Source organism: Christiangramia sp. OXR-203 (assembly GCF_034372165.1).
Lineage (GTDB): Bacteria > Bacteroidota > Bacteroidia > Flavobacteriales > Flavobacteriaceae > Christiangramia.
On record NZ_CP139698.1, the window covers coordinates 1,249,817 to 1,268,471 of the forward strand.

18 protein-coding genes are annotated in these 18,655 nt (G+C 33.2%); 15 read left to right on the plus strand and 3 right to left on the minus strand.

Annotated elements, in window-relative coordinates; all coding sequences use genetic code 11:
• Nucleotide 1: 1 nt before the first annotated feature.
• From pseC to T8I65_RS05795, 13 genes are read left to right on the plus strand one after another with little or no spacing between them, the layout of a single operon-like run.
• Nucleotides 2-1,195 carry a UDP-4-amino-4,6-dideoxy-N-acetyl-beta-L-altrosamine transaminase gene (gene pseC / locus T8I65_RS05735; protein WP_322302440.1) on the plus strand — a complete coding sequence of 398 codons (1,194 nt, stop codon included), beginning with the start codon at nt 2-4 and terminating at the stop codon, nt 1,193-1,195.
• On the plus strand, nt 1,185-2,018 hold the full coding sequence (locus T8I65_RS05740) for an aldo/keto reductase (protein ID WP_322302441.1): 834 nt from the start codon (nt 1,185-1,187) through the stop codon (nt 2,016-2,018). The genes pseC and T8I65_RS05740 overlap by 11 nt, the downstream gene beginning before the upstream one ends.
• Nucleotides 2,003-2,899 carry a Gfo/Idh/MocA family oxidoreductase gene (locus tag T8I65_RS05745; RefSeq protein WP_322302442.1) on the plus strand — a complete coding sequence of 299 codons (897 nt, stop codon included), beginning with the start codon at nt 2,003-2,005 and terminating at the stop codon, nt 2,897-2,899. The genes T8I65_RS05740 and T8I65_RS05745 overlap by 16 nt, the downstream gene beginning before the upstream one ends.
• Complete coding sequence (locus T8I65_RS05750; RefSeq protein ID WP_322302443.1) at nt 2,896-3,654, plus strand: SDR family oxidoreductase; 759 nt, start codon at nt 2,896-2,898, stop codon at nt 3,652-3,654. The genes T8I65_RS05745 and T8I65_RS05750 overlap by 4 nt, the downstream gene beginning before the upstream one ends.
• Nucleotides 3,639-4,352, plus strand: coding sequence for an acylneuraminate cytidylyltransferase family protein (locus tag T8I65_RS05755; RefSeq protein ID WP_322302444.1), 714 nt, complete (start codon nt 3,639-3,641; stop codon nt 4,350-4,352). Before T8I65_RS05750 ends, T8I65_RS05755 begins: the two co-directional genes overlap by 16 nt.
• Nucleotides 4,342-5,337 (plus strand): UDP-2,4-diacetamido-2,4,6-trideoxy-beta-L-altropyranose hydrolase, encoded by a 996-nt coding sequence (pseG, locus tag T8I65_RS05760; RefSeq protein WP_322302445.1) that lies wholly within the window; start codon nt 4,342-4,344, stop codon nt 5,335-5,337. Before T8I65_RS05755 ends, pseG begins: the two co-directional genes overlap by 11 nt.
• Nucleotides 5,330-5,881 carry a UDP-4-amino-4,6-dideoxy-N-acetyl-beta-L-altrosamine N-acetyltransferase gene (gene pseH / locus T8I65_RS05765; protein WP_322302446.1) on the plus strand — a complete coding sequence of 184 codons (552 nt, stop codon included), beginning with the start codon at nt 5,330-5,332 and terminating at the stop codon, nt 5,879-5,881. Before pseG ends, pseH begins: the two co-directional genes overlap by 8 nt.
• A 15-nt stretch (nt 5,882-5,896) precedes the next feature.
• Nucleotides 5,897-6,304: a MaoC family dehydratase gene (locus T8I65_RS05770; RefSeq protein ID WP_322302447.1), complete on the plus strand. Its 408-nt coding sequence runs from the start codon at nt 5,897-5,899 to the stop codon at nt 6,302-6,304.
• A 28-nt stretch (nt 6,305-6,332) separates the two neighbouring features.
• A complete protein-coding gene (locus T8I65_RS05775) occupies nt 6,333-6,755 on the plus strand; it encodes a GNAT family N-acetyltransferase (RefSeq protein WP_322302448.1) in 423 nt (140 codons plus the stop codon).
• Nucleotides 6,752-7,432, plus strand: a complete 681-nt coding sequence (locus tag T8I65_RS05780) for a formyltransferase family protein (RefSeq protein WP_322302449.1) — start codon at nt 6,752-6,754, stop codon at nt 7,430-7,432. Before T8I65_RS05775 ends, T8I65_RS05780 begins: the two co-directional genes overlap by 4 nt.
• Nucleotides 7,410-8,120 carry a PIG-L family deacetylase gene (locus T8I65_RS05785; RefSeq protein ID WP_322302450.1) on the plus strand — a complete coding sequence of 237 codons (711 nt, stop codon included), beginning with the start codon at nt 7,410-7,412 and terminating at the stop codon, nt 8,118-8,120. Before T8I65_RS05780 ends, T8I65_RS05785 begins: the two co-directional genes overlap by 23 nt.
• A 48-nt stretch (nt 8,121-8,168) precedes the next feature.
• Nucleotides 8,169-9,209: a pseudaminic acid synthase gene (gene pseI, locus T8I65_RS05790; RefSeq protein ID WP_322302451.1), complete on the plus strand. Its 1,041-nt coding sequence runs from the start codon at nt 8,169-8,171 to the stop codon at nt 9,207-9,209.
• Between the two features lie 9 nt (nt 9,210-9,218).
• On the plus strand, nt 9,219-10,394 hold the full coding sequence (locus T8I65_RS05795) for a hypothetical protein (protein WP_322302452.1): 1,176 nt from the start codon (nt 9,219-9,221) through the stop codon (nt 10,392-10,394).
• Nucleotides 10,395-11,947: 1,553 nt separating this feature from the next.
• Here the strand turns inward: T8I65_RS05795 and T8I65_RS05800 are convergent.
• The 3 genes from T8I65_RS05800 to T8I65_RS05810 form a co-directional block, all read right to left on the minus strand.
• Nucleotides 11,948-12,901, minus strand: coding sequence for a hypothetical protein (locus T8I65_RS05800; protein ID WP_322302453.1), 954 nt, complete (start codon nt 12,899-12,901; stop codon nt 11,948-11,950).
• Nucleotides 12,902-13,153: 252 nt separating this feature from the next.
• Nucleotides 13,154-14,872 (minus strand): asparagine synthase-related protein, encoded by a 1,719-nt coding sequence (locus T8I65_RS05805; protein ID WP_322302454.1) that lies wholly within the window; start codon nt 14,870-14,872, stop codon nt 13,154-13,156.
• Between the two features lie 66 nt (nt 14,873-14,938).
• Nucleotides 14,939-16,663 (minus strand): asparagine synthase-related protein, encoded by a 1,725-nt coding sequence (locus T8I65_RS05810; protein WP_322302455.1) that lies wholly within the window; start codon nt 16,661-16,663, stop codon nt 14,939-14,941.
• 229 nt (nt 16,664-16,892) lie between these two features.
• On the opposite strand from T8I65_RS05810, the gene T8I65_RS05815 reads away from it, so the two are divergent.
• Together T8I65_RS05815 and T8I65_RS05820 are read left to right on the plus strand one after the other, a co-directional pair.
• Complete coding sequence (locus T8I65_RS05815; protein WP_322302456.1) at nt 16,893-17,768, plus strand: polysaccharide deacetylase family protein; 876 nt, start codon at nt 16,893-16,895, stop codon at nt 17,766-17,768.
• Nucleotides 17,769-17,772: 4 nt separating this feature from the next.
• The gene (locus T8I65_RS05820) at nt 17,773-18,648 is read left to right on the plus strand and encodes a GNAT family N-acetyltransferase (protein WP_322302457.1); all 876 of its coding nucleotides are present in this window, start codon (nt 17,773-17,775) and stop codon (nt 18,646-18,648) included.
• The last annotated feature ends 7 nt before the right edge of the window (nt 18,649-18,655 follow it).

The window sequence follows — 18,655 nt, forward strand, 5'->3', positions numbered from 1 at the left end:
TATGAATCATCCTATTCCATACGGCCGACAAAATATTACAGAAGAAGATATTGAAGTTGTAATTGAAACTCTAAAATCAGATTATCTTACCCAAGGGCCTAGAATAGCTGAATTTGAAGAATCCTTTGCCGCTTATGTAGAAAGTAAATATGCAGTTGCGGTTTCTAATGGGACTGCAGCTCTTCATCTTTGTGCCATGTCTCTAAACATTCAAACAGGAGATAAAGTCATAACTACACCAATAACTTTTGCTGCCTCAGCAAATTGTATAAGATATTGTGGCGGCGAAGTAGTATTTGCAGATATAAATCCAGAAACATATTTACTGGATATAAATAATGTTAGGGATTTATTGGAAAGTGCCCCTAAAGGTACTTATAAAGGAATAATACCTGTCGATTTTGCCGGTAGAGCAGTTAATTTAGAGGGATTTAAGAAGCTTGCAAATGAGCATGATCTATGGATCATTGAAGATTCATGTCATGCGCCTGGAGGGTTCTTTGTGGATTCCAAAGGAAATAAACAGTTATGTGGTAATGGGAAATTTGCCGATCTGGCTATCTTCTCCTTCCATCCGGTAAAACATATTGCCTGTGGAGAAGGTGGGATGATTACTACAAACGATAAGGATTTATATGAAAAACTTTTAAAATTACGAACTCATGGTATTACCAAGAATGAAGATGCTTTCGAGAATTCTATAGAATTTGCAGGAGGTACTGCAGAGGACAACACTTTTCCAAACTGGTATATGGAAATGCAGGAATTGGGATACAATTATAGATTAACCGATTTTCAGGCAGCACTCGGAAGCAGTCAGTTAAAACGTGCTGATGAGGGACTTGAGAAGCGTAGATTTCTGGCTGATAGATATAATAAAGCTTTTGCTGATAAAAATTTCATCAAAGGACAATCTGGTGTAATAGAGGGGCATGCATACCATTTATATGTTCTTGAAGTAATTGATAGACTTGGTTTATATAACTACCTGAGAGAAAATAAAATTTTTGCGCAAATTCATTATATCCCTTGTCATTTAATGCCGTATTACCGTGATTTAGGTTGGAAAACAGGAGATTTGGCTAAATCTGAAGAATATTATCGAAATTGTATTAGTTTGCCTATGTATCCAACTCTAACAGAGAATGAACAGAATTTTGTGATAGATAAGATCAACAAGTTTTATGAAGCTTAATGAAAAGGTAGGTTTAGGAACAGTTCAATTTGGTTTGCCTTATGGCATTTCGAATAAAGCAGGTCAAACCGATTCTATAGAAGTTACAAAGATTTTAAAAACGGCTAAAACTTATAAAATCCAGGTTTTAGATTCGGCAAGCGCTTATGGGAATTCAGAGGATGTCTTGGGACAAAATGATTTGTCTTCCTTTAAAATGGTATCCAAATTTATGCCAGATAGTTTGGAAGATATTTCCGACCAACTCGAGACCAGCTTAGAAAAGCTTGGTATTCAAAAGTTGCATGGTTATCTTGCTCACCGTCCTTTAAATATATTAGAGAACCCAGCGCAATGGGACAAATTGCTAGAGTTCAAAAGTAAATCTAAAGTAGATAAGATTGGTTTTTCCTTAAATGAACCTATGGAGCTGGAACAATTAATTGATAAGGGTTATATCCCAGATCTCATTCAGGTTCCTTATAATTATTTTGACAGAAGGTTTGAACCTTATATAAAAGATCTCAAAAAAGAGGGTTGTGAAATTCATACAAGATCAGCTTTTTTACAAGGTTTATTTTTCATGAACCCAAATAGATTAGATGATTTCTTTGAAGAAGTAAAATTGCCTATAAGTCAGTTGCAGAAAAAAGAGTTTTTAAATGGAGCCCTCTTAAAATTTGCCGTACAACAACCATTTATTGACAGGGTAATTATTGGTGTTGAAACTAACAAGCAGCTTGTAGAAAACCTTACTAATTTAGAATTAGCTTCAATACTTCCAGAGTTGCAATATAAGATAAACGAGAATATTTTAATTCCTTCACGATGGCCAAAAAATTAAAGTTAGGTGTTATTGGAATGAGTGAAGGGAACGGGCATCCCTACTCCTGGAGTGCTATTTTTAACGGCTATGGAGAAGAGGATATGCGAAAATGTCCATTTCCGGCTATACCAGAGTATCTTTCTAAGCAAAATTTTCCAGAGGATAGTTTGGGGGATTTCGGTGAAGTCACACATATATGGACTCAGGAGATTGCCACCTCAAAGCATATTGCAGCTGCTACTAATATTAAATACATAGTTGAAAATTTAGAAAACATGGTTGGTGCGGTAGATGCAGTTCTTCTGGCTAGGGATGATGCAGAAAATCATTACAGCATGGCACTTCCATTTTTGAAAGCTGGAATACCTATTTTTATCGATAAACCTTTGGCTTTATCTGTATTTGAAGCTAACAAGATTTTAAATGAACAGCAATTTGAAGATCAGGTTTTTACCTGTTCTTCAATACGTTTTGCTGATGAATTAAAGTTAACCGAGAAGGAAAAGGACAGTATTGGGGAAATAGTTCATGTAGAAGCAGCTATTCCAAAAAAATGGGATACGTATGCCATACATTTAATAGAACCGATTGTTTCCCGCCTTCCTGAGAGAGGTAAACTAATAGATGTTAATATCATTCAAAAAAAACATTTTATAAATTGTATGATTGAATGGGAAAATACTACAGCCTATATTAAAGTTACTGGGGATACTTTGGTGCCTATTAAATTATCTTATTACGGATCGAAGGGGGTAATAGAAAAGGATTTCAAGGATTCTTTCGCATGTTTCAAAAATTCTTTGAAAAAATTTGTGGATGTCCTAAGTGGAAAAGAAAAGAATATTCAAAGAGGAGAAACTTTGGAAATAATTCAAATTTTGGAAAAAGGTAGGATATGAAAAGTATTTTAATAACAGGGGGAAGTGGTAAAGTAGGATTTCAACTTGTAAAACACTTTTTGAATAATGGGTTTGAGGTAATAACCACCTCTACTAATAGAGAACGTTTTTTAGATAAAAAACAACCTGAGTTATCAGGCTATGATCTGGATAATTTTAAAGTGATTGAGGTGGACTTTACAAAGGTCGATGCCTTGAATTTAATTAGAACATATATTCAATCTAATAAAATAATCTTAACGCATGTCATCCATAATGCACGATCACTTGGCTTCTTAAAATTAGAAGAAGATAAAACTATTTCTGCGGAGAATTTTTCGGGAGAATTATATATGGATGTTGTTTTTCCATATCGACTATCTATGGGATTAATTAATAATACGTCTCATAAACTTGAAAATATAATTTTCATCTCATCAATGTATGGAGTAGTGGCACCCACTCCATCTTTGTATGATAACTTCGAAGAATCGTCTGCAGTTCATTACGGCGTTTCTAAAGCAGCCCAAATTCATTTAACTAAAGAACTGGCAGTTCGTTTAGCTCCTAAAATTAGAGTTAATTGCGTTAGTTTTGGAGGTATAAAAGGCAGAACAGATGAAAATTTTGAAAACCGCTATAAAAATTTAACGCCACTGCAAAGGATGCTAGAGGAAGAGGATGTAGTAGGACCGATTGATTTTCTGGTTTCTGATAATTCCACTAATATGACTGGGCAAAATATAAAAGTTGATGGAGGATGGACAATTTGGTAGATCAAAAAATTATTGCAGTAATTCCTGCAAGAGGCGGTTCTAAAAGAATACCTAAAAAGAATATTATAGAAATTTGTGGAAAACCAATGCTAGCCTGGACAATAGAGGCTGCACTCCAATCTAAATATATCGATGAGGTTTTATTGAGTACAGATGATGAAGAGATTGCAGAAGTAGGACGAAAATTTGGTGCTAAAGTACCATTTTTACGCGATACGAATGCAGATGATCATTCTCCTATAAGTTTAGCAACGATTAGGGCGGTAAGCCAGTGGGAGGAAGGTGGACATGGAGAACCGGAGATTGTCATTCAATTAATGGCCAATTGTCCAATCCGGGATTCTGAAGATATTGATGCAGCGATTGAAAATTTTGTCGACAAAGGTATTCAGTACCAGATTAGCTGTTTTAAATATGGATGGATGAATCCTTGGTGGGCTCATAAATTAGAGTCCAAAGGAAAAGCCACTCCAGTGTTTAAAAATGAAGAAAGGATAAAAAGATCTCAGGATCAACCAGACCTTTACTGTCCTACCGGTGCAATTTGGATAGCAAATAGAGAGAGTCTTCTTCATGCAAACAGTTTTTATGGTCCAGAATACAGCTTTTATCCCATGCACTGGATAAAGGCTATAGATATAGATGAATATGAAGATTTAGAAATGGCAGAATATTTTTTGAAACTTCATGAAAAATAGGGTATATATAAGAGCTGATGGAAACCCAAAGATTGGATTGGGACATATTGTAAGATGCCATGCATTAGCAAAAATGCTAGAAGGTTCCTTTGATGTATCATTCGTAACTAAATCCATTCCAACTGATATTGAAGCCACTTTTATTACCGAAGGTTTTTCAGTAATTAGAATCGCAAAAGAAGCTGAGTTTTTCAATCTTCTCACAGGTGATGAAATTGTAGTACTGGATCATTACGATTTGGATTCTACTTATCAGAAAAGAATTAAAAAAGCTGGTAGCAAATTGGTCTGTATAGACGATTTGCATGATAAAGAATTTTATGCTGATTTAATAATAAATCATTCACCAGGAATTACTCCAGATAATTATCTAGCACAACCATACACGAAATTTGCTTTAGGCCCGGCATATGCTTTACTACGGCCAGCCTTTCTTCAAGCTACTAGAATTGAAAAAAAAATTGAACAAGTTAAACATGTATTAATTTGTTTTGGAGGTTCAGATTTTAAAAATCTTACAAAATCTGTTTTGGAAGTAATTGCTGAAAATGTTTTGGTAAAAACGATTACGGTAATATTAGGTTCTGCCTATATTCACCGGGAATCATTAAAGGATGTGAGGCAGAAGAACCCGAATATTAATATTTTGTCTTCATTGAGTGAGAAAGAAATGCTTTATGAAATAAGAAAAGCCGATCTTGCCATAATACCATCTAGTGGTATATTACTGGAGGTGCTTGCAGGAGGTGCAATTCCTTTAATTTGCTATTATGCAGAAAATCAAAAAAAATTATTTGATTATTTCGAGTGTAGAGATCTCTTGCCGACGTTTGAGGCTGGCAAATTTGACGGAAATGAATTAAGTACTGTTATTGCAGACATTCAAAACAATAAGATTAAATTAGATGAAATACCATTTCGTAAGGAAATCAGAAATGCTGCTGATAACAATTTAAAAAAAATTAAAAATTTGGTCGATGAGTGATGTTAATTTTATTGAAATAAATGAAGGAGATCTTGAAACAATTAGAAAGTGGAGAAATTCTTCTGAGGTAGGCAAATATATGTACACCGATAATGTAATATCTTCAGATCAGCAAAAGAACTGGTTCGAAAAAATTTCTTTAGAAGAAAATAGCAGATATTGGATGATTGAATATCAGGGGAAAAAACTTGGATTGGTATATATTATTGATATTGATACTTATAACAGCAAATGCTATTGGGGCTTTTACCTTGGAGATACATCTATAAGGGGTGAAGGTATAGGAAAAAAAGTAGAATTTAAACTGCTTAATTATGTATTTGATGACTTAGAGTTGAATAAACTCTGTGGAGAAGTATTAAATTTTAATAAAAGAGTTCTGGAAATGCATTCTAAATTTGGTTTCAAGGAGGAGGGGCTCTTAAGGCAGCATGTCAAAAAAAATAGTGAATTTATAGATGTTACCACAATTGGACTTCTGAAAGATGAATGGAAAGATATTAAAGATGATATCTATCATAAGATTTATAGACCAATTTTATAGATTAAAATTAGTAATATGAAATTTAAATTAGGAGATAAAGCTTGTTTATCTAAAAAATTTTCAGAACGTGACGTTTTAAATTTTTCATCTACCTCGGGGGATGAAAATCCTATCCATTTTGATGAGGATTATGCCGCAAGAAGTAGGTTTGGACAGAGAATTGTTCAAGGCCCTATGGTGACTTCACTAATTGGAGGAATCCTAGGCAGTAAAATTCCTGGACCGGGAACCATTTATTTGAGCCAGGAGACTTCTTTTAAGCAAGCTGTATTTATAGATCAGGAAGTAACGGCATGGGCGGAGATAATTAATATCAGAGAGGATAAACCAATCATAACCTTGAGAACATGGGTAGAGAATGATAAGAATGATGTTGTGATAGATGGTAAGGCTGTGGTCTTTTTTTTAGAGAAAATTGATTAAAATGTAGAATTAGTAAATGGTGCAAAATTTGAGACCAATAAAGGATGAGGATTGTACTTTGTTATTTAAATGGGCTAACGACGAGGATGTCCGAGAAAACTCGCTAGATAGCCGAAAAATAAAATGGAAGCAGCACAAATCCTGGTTTAATCAAAAACTTACTAGTTCTTTTTCTAAAATCTTTATACTTGAATACAATGATTTACCTGTAGGTCAAATTCGATATGACTTAAACGCTAACGGAATTTGGGATATAGATTATTCAATTGATAAAAATTATAGAGGCCTAGGTTTCGGTAGGAAGATGGTTGAACTTAGTTTACATAAAATTACCGGCGAAAAAAGAGCAGTGGTGCAATCAAACAATATTGCTTCCCGTAAAGTTTTTGAACACTTGGGGTTTGAAATTAGTAAAAGTGATGATGAAATAATTGAATACCTTTATAAATGAAAAATTTTATTGTTCTTTCTGAAAAAAACTGGCATAAAGAAATTTACTATAAACTCATAACTAATTTTCCTGACTTTAACTGGACTTTAATTGATGATAAAAATAACTTTTCTTACGAAGAGTTAAAAAAAATAAATCCTGAAAAAATTTTTATTCCGCATTGGTCCTATATTATTCCGGCTAAAATCTTTGAAAATTTTGAATGTGTAGTCTTTCATATGACCGATCTGCCTTATGGAAGAGGTGGAAGTCCTCTTCAGAATTTAATAATTAAAGGGCATACTCATACAAAAATTTCTGCCCTAAGGGTGGAAGAAGGCCTTGATACAGGTCCTGTATACTTGAAAAAGGATTTGCAATTATTAGGTACTGCTCAGGAAATCTTTTTAAGGACTACCACGATAGTGGAAAAAATGATTAATGAAATTATAGAGAGAGATTTAATTCCAAAGAAACAGGATGGAGAAATAGTGGAATTCAAACGACGTAAGCCCGAGCAGGGCGATATTAGCAAACTTCAAGAAATTTTGGAAATTTATGACCATATAAGAATGCTTGATTGTGATGGTTATCCTCTAGCATTCATAGAATCAGAAAATTTTCGTTTTGAATTTTCACGAGCTTCTTTGAAATCCAAAAAAGAAATAATAGCAGATGTTAGAATCATTAAGAAATAAAAGAATATTAGTTTTTGTTGCACATCCCGATGACGAATTATTAGGTGTTGGAGCAACAATGCATAAGCTAATTCATGAGTATGATTGCAAAGTAAGAGCAGTTATTTTAGGGGAAGGGATTACTTCAAGATCTGATAGTAGAGATGCCGCTAAGTGGTCGGATGAGTTGAAAATTCATAGGGATAATATTGAGAGTGCGCGTTCTGCTATAGGTTATGAATCAGTAGGGATATACGATTTTCCGGATAATAGATTTGATACGGTGGCTTTATTGGATATAATTAAAGTGGTTGAGAAAGAAAAAACAGCTTTCCAGCCTGAAATTGTATTTACCCATCATTTGGGAGATGTAAATATTGATCATCAAAGAACTTTTGAGGCTGTATTAACAGCAATAAGACCTCTTAAAGAAGAAAAAGTTCATACACTAATTTCTTTTGAGACACCTTCAGGTACTGAATGGAGAGCACCTACAGATCCAAAGCATTTTGTGCCAAATATGTTTATTGAAGTCTCCAAGAGTAATCTGGAAGCCAAAATAAAAGGAATGGAGAGCTACGAATTTGAAAAAAGGAAATACCCTCATCCCAGATCACCTGAAGCTCTAAAAATTCTGGCTCAACGCTGGGGTATAGTTGCGGGTAAAGAATTTGCCGAAGCTTTTTCCATTGTGAGATTAATTAATTAAAACAATTAGATTTTATTTTTTTAAATAGTTCTGATAATAAAATACCATATGAAAATTAAAAATTTTAATATCGATCATAAAAGTCCTGTATTCATTATAGCAGAACTTTCTGCTAATCATAATGGTAGTCTTAATACGGCTATAGAAACTATAAGGGCTGCAAAAAGGGCAGGTGCAGATGCTATTAAACTTCAGACATATACCGCAGATACAATGACCCTTGATGTGCATAAACCAGATTTCATGTTAAGCCAGGGGACTATTTGGGATGGTAAATATCTCCACGATCTTTATAAAGAGGCTTATACACCCTGGGAATGGCACAAGCGTTTGTTTGAAGTTGCTGAGGAAGAAGATTTAATTTGCTTTTCCTCACCATTCGATTCTACGGCAGTAGAATTGCTTGAAGAACTGAATGTGCCAGCCTACAAAATAGCGTCCTTTGAAATAACAGATATTCCATTAATAGAACTTGTAGCTTCAAAAGGAAAACCGGTTATTATATCCACAGGTATAGCAGATTCTAAAGATATCGAGTTGGCTTTGGATGCCTGTAAAAGAAGGGGAAATGACCAGATAATACTTTTAAAATGTACCTCATCCTACCCTGCTCCTATAGAAGAAGCCAATATGATTATGGTAAAAGATCTCGCTCAGCGGTATAATGTCCTTTCTGGTTTGTCTGACCATACAATGGGGTCTACTGTCCCTATTGTTTCTACAGTGATGGGAGCTAAAGTAATTGAAAAGCACTTTATATTAGATAAAAGCATTGGGGGTCCTGATGCTTCTTTTTCCATGGATGAAAAAGAATTTACAGAAATGGTGAAAGGTGTTAGAGAAGCTGAAAAGGCAATAGGTAAGGTAGATTATAGTTTAACAGAGAAACAGAAAAAAGGTAGGGAATTTTCTCGTTCCCTTTATGTCGCTGAGGATATTGCCAAAGGCGAAAAAATAACTGAAAAAAATATAAGAGCGATAAGACCTGGGTACGGATTACATCCGAAGTATTATAGTGACATTCTTGGGAAATCAGTTATGGAAGATCTTGAAAAAGGAACAGCATTATCATTAAATCATTTCGCTTAGAATTATCATATGAAAGTTATATTTTTCTCTCCAAATATTTTAAGAGACGCTCATAAACAAATTTTTCAATTAGATCGACTTGTTAAAGAGGGATTTGATGTTGTTATGCTTGATGCTACAAGATTCTATGGAAATAAATCGACAGCTACAGAAGAGATTATATTAAATAACAAAATTGAATGTTCTACCGAAGAAGATTTTTATAACTTTAAGCAAAGCTTAGGTAAAGACCCAGTATTGTACGTGGCATTTGATCAGTATATGAATTTTGCGGCTCCTATACTTCGAATTCTAGTAAGGAAACAAGATAAGGTTCTTTCGTATCATACAAAGAGATTTTCTACAGCTCAATTTCCTACTAATAAGCTTAGGATTATATTTGATAAGGTTGTTAAGAAAGCGGATAAAATGTTACCTCTTCATCTCTTTGCACCCATTTATAGATGGAAATATAAGATTTTCATCCCAGATTATTATTTATGTAGTACTAATTACGTAATTCCAACGAAAGCTTATTTAACTATCAAAAAGGATAATAGAATTGTTGTGCATGCAGATGATATAAATAATATTATTAAAGAAAAATCTTCAACTTTTTCAGAAGGTTTGAAAATTGGAGTATTCTTGGATCAGGTATTACCATTTCAGGATCGATTACATCCCAAGATAACTCCTCCAATTCCACATGAATACATAGAATTGTACTATAAGAATTTAGAAAAAACTTTGTGGAAACTTAAAGAGGAATTGCATCTTGATAAAGTAATTATCGCACTTCATCCTGATGCAGTTAAATTGGAGCAGGAACTAGCAGATAAATTCAAAGGATTTGATACTAGGATAGGAGCTACTAATGAACTTATAAAGAATGCTGAGATAGTATTTGGGCATAGTAGTACAGCTCTAGGATTTGCAGTTTTTTACAGAAAACCGGTAATTTTATTTAAAGATGAATTTCTGATGAAAGATTTTGATCTGATTCAAAAATTCACATCGTTCTTCGAAAATGCATTAGGATTCAAACAAATTTATATGGATAAAACCTTTAAGTTGCCAGAAAAACCTTTTCAAATCGATGAGGCAAAGTATGATGATTACATTCATAAGTTTTTAAAAGATAATACTATTCAGGAAAATTCATATTATTATGCAATAAACAAGATCAAAAGCGATTTGAATACCTAAGTTAAATTAAATAGGATTCTTAGAAATTTACTTTATTAAACAAAGTGCTTAAAGTTAAAAGAATAAGATGGGTTAATTCCAAATCTAACTATTTCTTTTCTAAATAAATACAAAGATGCTTTTAGGTGATATGTGATTTCTTATAAGCGCTGAACTCCTATTGATTTTTCATATGTTCAGTAATATCGAGGTATAAATTGCTTAGCTTTAACGCGCAAGATTTGATTACTTCTCCAATTTAAGGACAGTAAATTAAGATCAAAAATAACTTCTTACTGTATGGAGATACGAAGAAGATTCACCTCAAAGTTTAGTATTATAGTAGTTTTAAAGATCAGGGGATTAGTACAGAAAATCGAAACCGCCCAGCACAAGATCACTACCTGATAACAGGAAAATTCAAAAAATGCCCCTTTTTTCTCAAAAAATAGCACGTCCTAGAAATCGAAAGTTGGAGAGGAAAAGGTCCGTACTTAAAATGATCTGTTAGCCTTGAGTAAAGTAGATATTTTATAATACTCCTTTCTTTAAAACCTCTATTAGTACAGAACAATGTCAAAAGGGTTCCAATTCGACAACGTAACCTTTTCATATTCATAGAGGTGGACTATATATGTAATCGCGTGTAGAAGGCTAACGCAATTGAGAGCCGAGGCTACTCATGTATTAACATTATTACCCTCACATTTTCAAGAATGCATAAGTTTGACTTACCTAGCTCACCCGGATACTAATATAAGATCAGCGCAAATAATGTTGATCACTTGAAATACAAGGCTTCAGACCATTATGTTCAGAAAATAAACCTCTATATAAGACAAAGAACAGTATGGTTATACCTAATCATTCCACAACCTGAGATTAAATCATAATTATCAGTCATGGGTAATTGATATTACCAACAATCCTAAGCGGAAGGTTTTCATGTGCTAGTAGCGAAGAGAGTCTTGCACAACCTCTTTATCTAATTAGTCCTTGTCGATCTATGGATTTTCATTGATGTAAAGAAATAGTCTAGGAAGCTATCGGTAAGCATAATCAGCCTGAAATTATTAATATGGATAAGGAAGTAAGTTAGTTTACCTCGAAGGTTTTCATCCCTAGTTATGCTCTAGAGAAATAATTAACTCAAAATGAACGAGAAAGAAAAGCATTGTACTAATATAGCAAGAAAAGTGTACGTTATGGAAGCATCCATCCCAATTTACCAGAATCTGGAATAGAACCATACAAGCAACTCAAAAACATCTTCTGATTATTATAACCATCAAGGAAGGCATCAGGGTATAGAAAATGAAATACCTTATAACCAATATTGAAAACCAGAACAAAGCTGCTTGACAAATGAAAAATGGAAATTTATTTAGCAGCGAACCGAATAAATGGGTTCTTCATAATATCCTGGTCAAAATTTATATTGCTTTAAAATCAAAACTTGTTGAACCATTATATTTAATTGCATCAGATTATAGTATAAAAAAATAGCGGGGATAATAATCCTCGCTATTTTTAAATGGCTAACCTAAATTAGCCAGTCTCAAAAGAAACTTGCTCTACTGAGTCACCATTATAGAAATATCTGCAGAATCTGAACACTCACCTTCTGTCAAAGTGTAAGTGCTGGTATATATTCCAGTTTTATCACTGGCATTTACATATCTATTGGCAAGTTGCTCAATTGTAGGATTCCAGGTTCCTTGTCTACTAACGCCATCCCCTAAAAGTTTACTATATAGAACTTTCAATCTCGAAACGCTATTATAATTAGCCGAGATTTGAGAGGTTGTTAGGTTAATTGAATTGTCTGGGCCCGCGTTTACAGTACATATAGGTTCAGTAGCTTGATCCTTCACTACAGTTATAGCTAATTCAGCTGAATCAATACAGTTGCCGGAACCAACAGTGTAAATAGTAGAATAATACCCGGTTTTATCCTGAGCATTGGTATATCTCGAGGCAATTTGCGCTATGGTAGGATTAAAAGTTCCATTCGTACTAACTCCTTCAGCTATTAAAGTTTTATACAGAACTTCCAATCGAGAAAGAGAATTGTAATTTTCTTCAACCTGCGAAATAGTCAAAACCGTCGAGGTATTATCAGCACCTGCATTTACATTACAAACGGGAACTACATTAACGGTTATTTCTGCAGAATCAGTGCAATCTCCACTATTTACTGTATAAACTGAAGTATAAGCTCCAAATTTATCGGAAGAATTTACATACCTTCCAGCTAAGTCTTGGATAGATGGGGACCATGCTCCAGTACCTCTAACACTTTTAGTTAGTAGGCTGTTGTATAATACCTGTAATCTAGAAACGCTATTATAATTAGCTTCAATCTGGGCAGGTGTCAAATCGATTGAATTATCTGGCCCTGCAAGAGTTGAACAGTCATTTGCGCTAGCATTCACTTCTTGAACTTGCTGATAATCTGTTTCTATGCTCTCTGTAGAGCATGACAATAATGTAGTGCCTAAAAAGGCAATTAGTAAGAACTTTTTCATATTTAAGTATTTAGATTTTAGACAGTAAATGTAAGAGAGAAAAATTAATCAAAGTTGCCGTTTCGAAATAATTAACATATAAATTTAGAATAATAGTTCGATTAATCCGATAATCTGTGTTTTTGTATTTGATGGAATTTCTTTCTCTTTTAGTAAAGGTTTATTTCAAATCTTAGTGGTAAAGTAGATCATACTACTTTTACTTTTTTTTATTTTCAATTTAATTGTAATAATCCTTCTCATTTTTCTAATCTATTCAACAGTCTTACTAACCACATTACTCAACTTTTTATGCATTCTACAGATAATTAGAACCCTAAATCCCAAAACATTATCATCTAACATTAAAGTGTTTCTTCTTTGAGAGAGGAATCTTTTAAAATTAGTAGGAATAGATTGCTTAACTAGCTTTAAAAAAGACTTATTTTTAATTTTCTTCTCTTTATTTTCAATTCTTAGATTTTGAATTACTTGGTTAAGAAAATCTTCTGGAAATATAGCTTTTGCATCGGCAGATGAGAGCTCCTCTTTAATTAAACTAACCATACTTCGTTGTTTTACAATATTTATCACTAAGCCATTCGAGTCGCGCTTGGCATATGGTATATTAATATCGATTTTAGTCATGATTTGTTTAAATAATCTTTTGTCTGTCCTAAGATCGTCAGGCAGCTCTCTCATTACCTTAACAATCTTCTTTGAGAGAAAAGGGTTTATCTGCTCTACATACGGAAATTTCAAATCTGCTAATGCAGATTGGATGTATGGAATTCTATACTGATGGAAGATGCGATCTCTCCAGGTATGAATAGATTCATTTTTTCGTTGAATTAGATAATTGGGTTTTTTTTGTTCCAAGTTTTGAATAAACTCATATTTTTTTAGATTTGAAAAGTCTGAGCAAAGGGTAAGTCCCATAAAACTATTCACAATAAGCGGTGAGAGAATTTTATTATACCCGAAAACTTCATCACCTCGTATAATTCCTTGAACCCCATTTTCATAAAGGTTTTTCCAAATAAAAAATCCATCTAGATACCCGGCTATATGATCGATTCTCCCCTCACCATGTTTCAGGAATTTTTCTATTATTTCGTTAGTGTTTTCTTTGGAAGATTCAGTTGGAAAATATTTATGACATGTATTTAATTTTTCTGCGACTCTTTGTGCAATTATAACATCCCCATTACTATCCTTCATCGCTGCTTTTTCTCCCCATGTGACAGTCTTGAAGGTTTCTTTTATATTTCCAAATTTTTTCAATAAAAGTAAGATAGCTCTGCTGTCATGTCCCCCAGATAGTGTTATATTCCAATTTTGAATTTTGTCTAAATTTTTAAACGTAGTAGCTAACGCATCAAATAATTTTTTTTCTTGTTTTTCAATAGGTAATATTTGAGGATTAAAATTAACTGGATTTGATTTGGTATGTAGCGTCCACAAATTTTTATCTATAACGACAGAGCCATCTGCAGGAACTTTTTCAATTCTTTTATCCCAGGCATGCGAGGGTCCTAGGGAGCCTGTGGAAATAATCCATGGAATTACTAAACGATCAAACTGAAAATTTCCGAGAAATTCTATTATACCTTTTTGGGAAGTTGAAGCAATAAATAAATCATCATCAAAATAGTACCACACGCATCTGGTTCCAAGATTGTCACATACAACCTCAATCTTGTTTTTATTAGATCTGAAAATAGCATAATTTCCATCTGGATAATCAATTTCTGTCTTACGCCAATCTTCATTCTTATGGAAAAGTTTACCTAATAAAACATTTGTACCGTTTTTTTTTAAGTTAGCTGTAGGATTACTTATTCCGTATACATTATTTTTATCACTGAAGAGGAAAGTAGGAGCAGGGCTAATATTATCAGGATTAAAACTATCGCAAATATTTTTGACTTTTCTTTTTTGAAAAGAGTTTTCACAGGGCTTCCTAAAATATACATACAATATTTTTGACATAGAGCATAGGTTTAGTAACTTATAGTTTGGTATTTCGGAGATACCAACTTTGCAATTATACAAACTTTATGGGAGCTTGTAGAAAGTATTATTTCCATCTGCATCTTCATTTAAGATCCGGTTCATTTTAGTTATGACAAGTATTCTAAAACCTAAAGTGAATGGATTTAAATTTGAAGTTTGAAAAGATTTAACTAACTTTTTTTTAAGTTTGAGTGGGAGAATACTTGACAAAATTCTTTTAAATAAATTCATAGGTTTAGTAGGTCGGGAATTCTTTCGTTTTTCAAGTATGTTTTTTACATCCTTAAGAAAAGTTTCGGGGAAAATCCTTTGTGCAGTCATAGACTCTAGTTCTTTTAAGATTTCCGTCACCATTTTTTCTTGCTGAAATAATTCTTCCTTAGGTTTTGTCGCGTCTATTTTAGCAAATTCAATCTCGTTGTCCAATGCTCTTAACAGTTCTTTCATTATTTTCTTTTCATTGCGCTGTTTATCTGGAGTATTTTTTATTTCTTCAACAATAGAATTAACTAATAATGGATCAAACTGTTCTACATAGGGGAATTTGAGATCTGATAGTGCGGCCTGAATAATCGGTATTCTGTAATCTGCTAAAATTCGATCTCGATACTGACGAAGATTTTCAGTTTTTTGGCGTTCTAGCTTTCCTGGAACATATTGATCAAAAGAATTTAGAAAATCATGTTTCTTTAAGTTTTCAAAATCTGAAATTAGCGAGAGCCCCATAAATCTGCGTATATCTAATTCGGATACCGGTTTAAGTCCGCTAAAAAGCTGGTTTCCTCGCAAAATCCCTTCGTATTTATTCTCAAATAAATATTTCCAAATATCAAATCCATTCATGTATGATGAAACATGGTCTATTCTTCCTTCACCATTCTTTAGAAATCTATTTAAAAGCATTTCAATGGGTTCTTGAGAAATTTTAGTAGAGAAAAAGGAATGATCGGTGTTATAATTTAAAGCTAGTTTTTCAGCTATGTATGCGTCAGTCCCGTTTTCGTCATGCGAAACTTTAGTCCCCCAGGTAATGGTTCTTAGTTGCTTATCTTTAGGTTTAAATTTGTTTAAGAGCAGTAGAATTAATCTTGAGTCATGACCTCCTGACAGCGATAATGCCCATTTATTAAGATTAATTTGATGGTTATTTAAGGCATGATAAATTTTTTCCTTCAATCCCAAAGTTTTGAAATTATTTTGTTGATCGTATGAAACAGAATGTAATTTCAATTTCCATTTAGAAATGTCCAAAACCAAGCTAGTTGCGGCAGGGATTCTCTTTATTCTTTGATCCCAACTATATAAAGGTCCCAATGAACCAGTGGAGATTATCCATGGAATTACTTTTTCGTTAAAGCTGAAATTTGATAAAAATTTGATTATTGCTCTCTGGGAAGTTGAACAAATAAAAATTTTATCATCTTTATAGTACCATACTGTTCTTGTACTCAAGATATCTGTGACTACTTCAACTAATTGAGTGTTACTTCTAAAAATAGCATAATTTCCATCTGGATAATATTCTAATGGGTTTTTCCAATTCTTTTGATTATTCAAAATATTTCCTAGGAGGACATTTGTTCCTTCTGTTTGGATAATACTTAAGGGGTTGGATAAACCGCAAATATTGGATCCACTTTGAAAGCAGTATGATGGGTTTGCTTGAATATTATCCGGATTAAGTTCAGAAGTTATTTGTTCTACTCGTTCTTTCGAGTTATCGGGGATCTTTTCATCCCGATAAGTGATATATATAATTTTGGACATTTTTAATTTTTTGGTCGATAATCCTTTTTCAGGCTATAGTATTTCTCTTAGCATACCCAATACTAACTTTTCAGGTTGTGTTTTATTACGGTAAGCTTCTTAATAAAGCTGTAAATGTTTTAGCTTGGTTATGGTATTGGGCGCAATTTAATATATTTGCTCAAAGATAAGCCGGCACAAATATTTTCTCGCGCATGGAGGTGAATCAATATCCCATATTATCAAATTCATGAGATCAAAATTATACAATTTTTTAAATCATTTTTCTTCTATTTATCTTGAACGTTCTTCCTCACCCCTTCGAGTTCTAGCATATCATACGGTGCCTGATAGAGGCAAATTTGAAACCCAGATTCGGTATTTGAAATCTGAGTTTAAAATTATTGATATTAATACACTGCAACTTGCGGCCCAGGGTAAAACAGAACTGTCAAAAAAGTCTTTACTAATAACTTTTGATGACGGCGATTTTTCAGTATATGAAAATGGATTACCAGTATTAAAAAAATATGAATTACCGGCTATACTTTTTGTTATTTCGGGCTTAATAGATACTTATGAAGGTTTTTGGTGGAAGCAAATAGAAAAGTATTATGAGAATGAAGGTGAAACATACACAAGAGCCCGCCAGAAAGTTAATTTATTAAAACAAGTTCCGGAAATAGAAAGACAGAAATACTTAAGTAAAATTCCAACTTTAGATTGTCGCCAATTGAATACTAAAGAACTTGAAGAATTAAGTGTCAACAAAGTTGCAATTGCCAATCATACCCATACTCACCCTATGTTGAATAACTGTTCAGATGAGGAGATAGAAGAAGAATTAAACCAAGTTCAAAAGAGATTTGAAAAGTTGCCGTTTGCTTATTTCAACGTGTTCGCCTATCCTAATGGCAACTGGGATCATCGTACTGAAAAATTAATCCAGAACAAAGGTATTTCAGTAGCTTTTTTATTTAATCATGAATTGAATAAAAAAAGTTTGAATCCTTTAAGGATTTCCCGTATAGCAGTTAATACAAATGATGATTTACCAGAATTCAAAGTGAAAGTCTCGGGTCTTCATTCCAGAATATTGTCTTTAAAAAAATCCTTATCTACTTGAATTTATGAATTTAAATCCGATCAATTATTCAAATGACGTACCTGAGATAGTTGCACTTCTCCGCACCAGTTTAAGTGATAATCATACTACTGAAAATTTTATGTGGAAGCATTATGATAATCCTTTCGGAAAATCCTATGGTTTATTAGCGAGGGATAAGAATATAATTGTTGGTGCGAGAATGTTCATGTTCTGGGAATTTCGCAAAGCGAACAGGGTATTAAGAGCCATACGTCCTGTAGATACCATCACGCATCCAGAATATAGAGGAAAAGGGATTTTTAAAAAACTAACCTTACAAGGGCTTGATGACTGTAAGGGAGAGTATGATTTTGTATTCAACACACCTAATATTAATAGCTTTCCCGGTTATATCAAAATGGGTTGGAATAAATACGATAAGGATTTAAATTTCAAAATTGCATTAACATTTAATCTGAAAAGAAAAGGGTCTATAAAACTTTTGGAACAGAAAGAGTTTGACTTACAAAATATAAATCTAGCATCTCCAGACTTCAGAACTAATTTCTCCGGTAACTATCTGCGATGGCGTTATCTGGATAAATTATATAAGGTAGCTAAATTTGAAAAAGATTCTATACAGGTGTTATTGTTTTACAAATTAGAGAAAATTAAAGGTGTTAAAACTCTAATTATTCAAGATATACTTGGAGATTACCAAATGCATAAATCTGCGGTAACGGCCTTAGCAAATTATATAAATGTATATATTGTTTTTTATCTAAATACGCCATTGCTTAACCTTAATTTTTATATTTCAAAAAAGAGGCACAATTCAATTGTAGTTGTTAAGGGTGATAAAGAAAAGATACCTGCTTCTTTAAGTTTCTCGGCTGGAGATCTCGACGGAAGGCTGTAATTTATAA

Bases quoted from the DNA above. Each gene is read 5' to 3' on its own strand.
- pseH (WP_322302446.1), top strand. From the start codon at position 5,330: ATGAGTGATGTTAATTTTATTGAAATAAATGAAGGAGATCTTGAAACA.
- T8I65_RS05820 (WP_322302457.1), top strand. From the start codon at position 17,773: ATGAATTTAAATCCGATCAATTATTCAAATGACGTACCTGAGATAGTT.
- T8I65_RS05755 (WP_322302444.1), top strand. From the start codon at position 3,639: ATGGACAATTTGGTAGATCAAAAAATTATTGCAGTAATTCCTGCAAGA.
- T8I65_RS05750 (WP_322302443.1), top strand. From the start codon at position 2,896: ATGAAAAGTATTTTAATAACAGGGGGAAGTGGTAAAGTAGGATTTCAA.
- pseG (WP_322302445.1), top strand. From the start codon at position 4,342: ATGAAAAATAGGGTATATATAAGAGCTGATGGAAACCCAAAGATTGGA.
- pseC (WP_322302440.1), top strand. From the start codon at position 2: ATGAATCATCCTATTCCATACGGCCGACAAAATATTACAGAAGAAGAT.
- T8I65_RS05800 (WP_322302453.1), bottom strand. From the start codon at position 12,901: ATGAAAAAGTTCTTACTAATTGCCTTTTTAGGCACTACATTATTGTCA.
- pseI (WP_322302451.1), top strand. From the start codon at position 8,169: ATGAAAATTAAAAATTTTAATATCGATCATAAAAGTCCTGTATTCATT.
- T8I65_RS05780 (WP_322302449.1), top strand. From the start codon at position 6,752: ATGAAAAATTTTATTGTTCTTTCTGAAAAAAACTGGCATAAAGAAATT.
- T8I65_RS05745 (WP_322302442.1), top strand. From the start codon at position 2,003: ATGGCCAAAAAATTAAAGTTAGGTGTTATTGGAATGAGTGAAGGGAAC.
- T8I65_RS05810 (WP_322302455.1), bottom strand. From the start codon at position 16,663: ATGTCCAAAATTATATATATCACTTATCGGGATGAAAAGATCCCCGAT.
- T8I65_RS05770 (WP_322302447.1), top strand. From the start codon at position 5,897: ATGAAATTTAAATTAGGAGATAAAGCTTGTTTATCTAAAAAATTTTCA.
- T8I65_RS05795 (WP_322302452.1), top strand. From the start codon at position 9,219: ATGAAAGTTATATTTTTCTCTCCAAATATTTTAAGAGACGCTCATAAA.
- T8I65_RS05805 (WP_322302454.1), bottom strand. From the start codon at position 14,872: ATGTCAAAAATATTGTATGTATATTTTAGGAAGCCCTGTGAAAACTCT.
- T8I65_RS05815 (WP_322302456.1), top strand. From the start codon at position 16,893: ATGAGATCAAAATTATACAATTTTTTAAATCATTTTTCTTCTATTTAT.
- T8I65_RS05785 (WP_322302450.1), top strand. From the start codon at position 7,410: ATGTTAGAATCATTAAGAAATAAAAGAATATTAGTTTTTGTTGCACAT.
- T8I65_RS05740 (WP_322302441.1), top strand. From the start codon at position 1,185: ATGAAGCTTAATGAAAAGGTAGGTTTAGGAACAGTTCAATTTGGTTTG.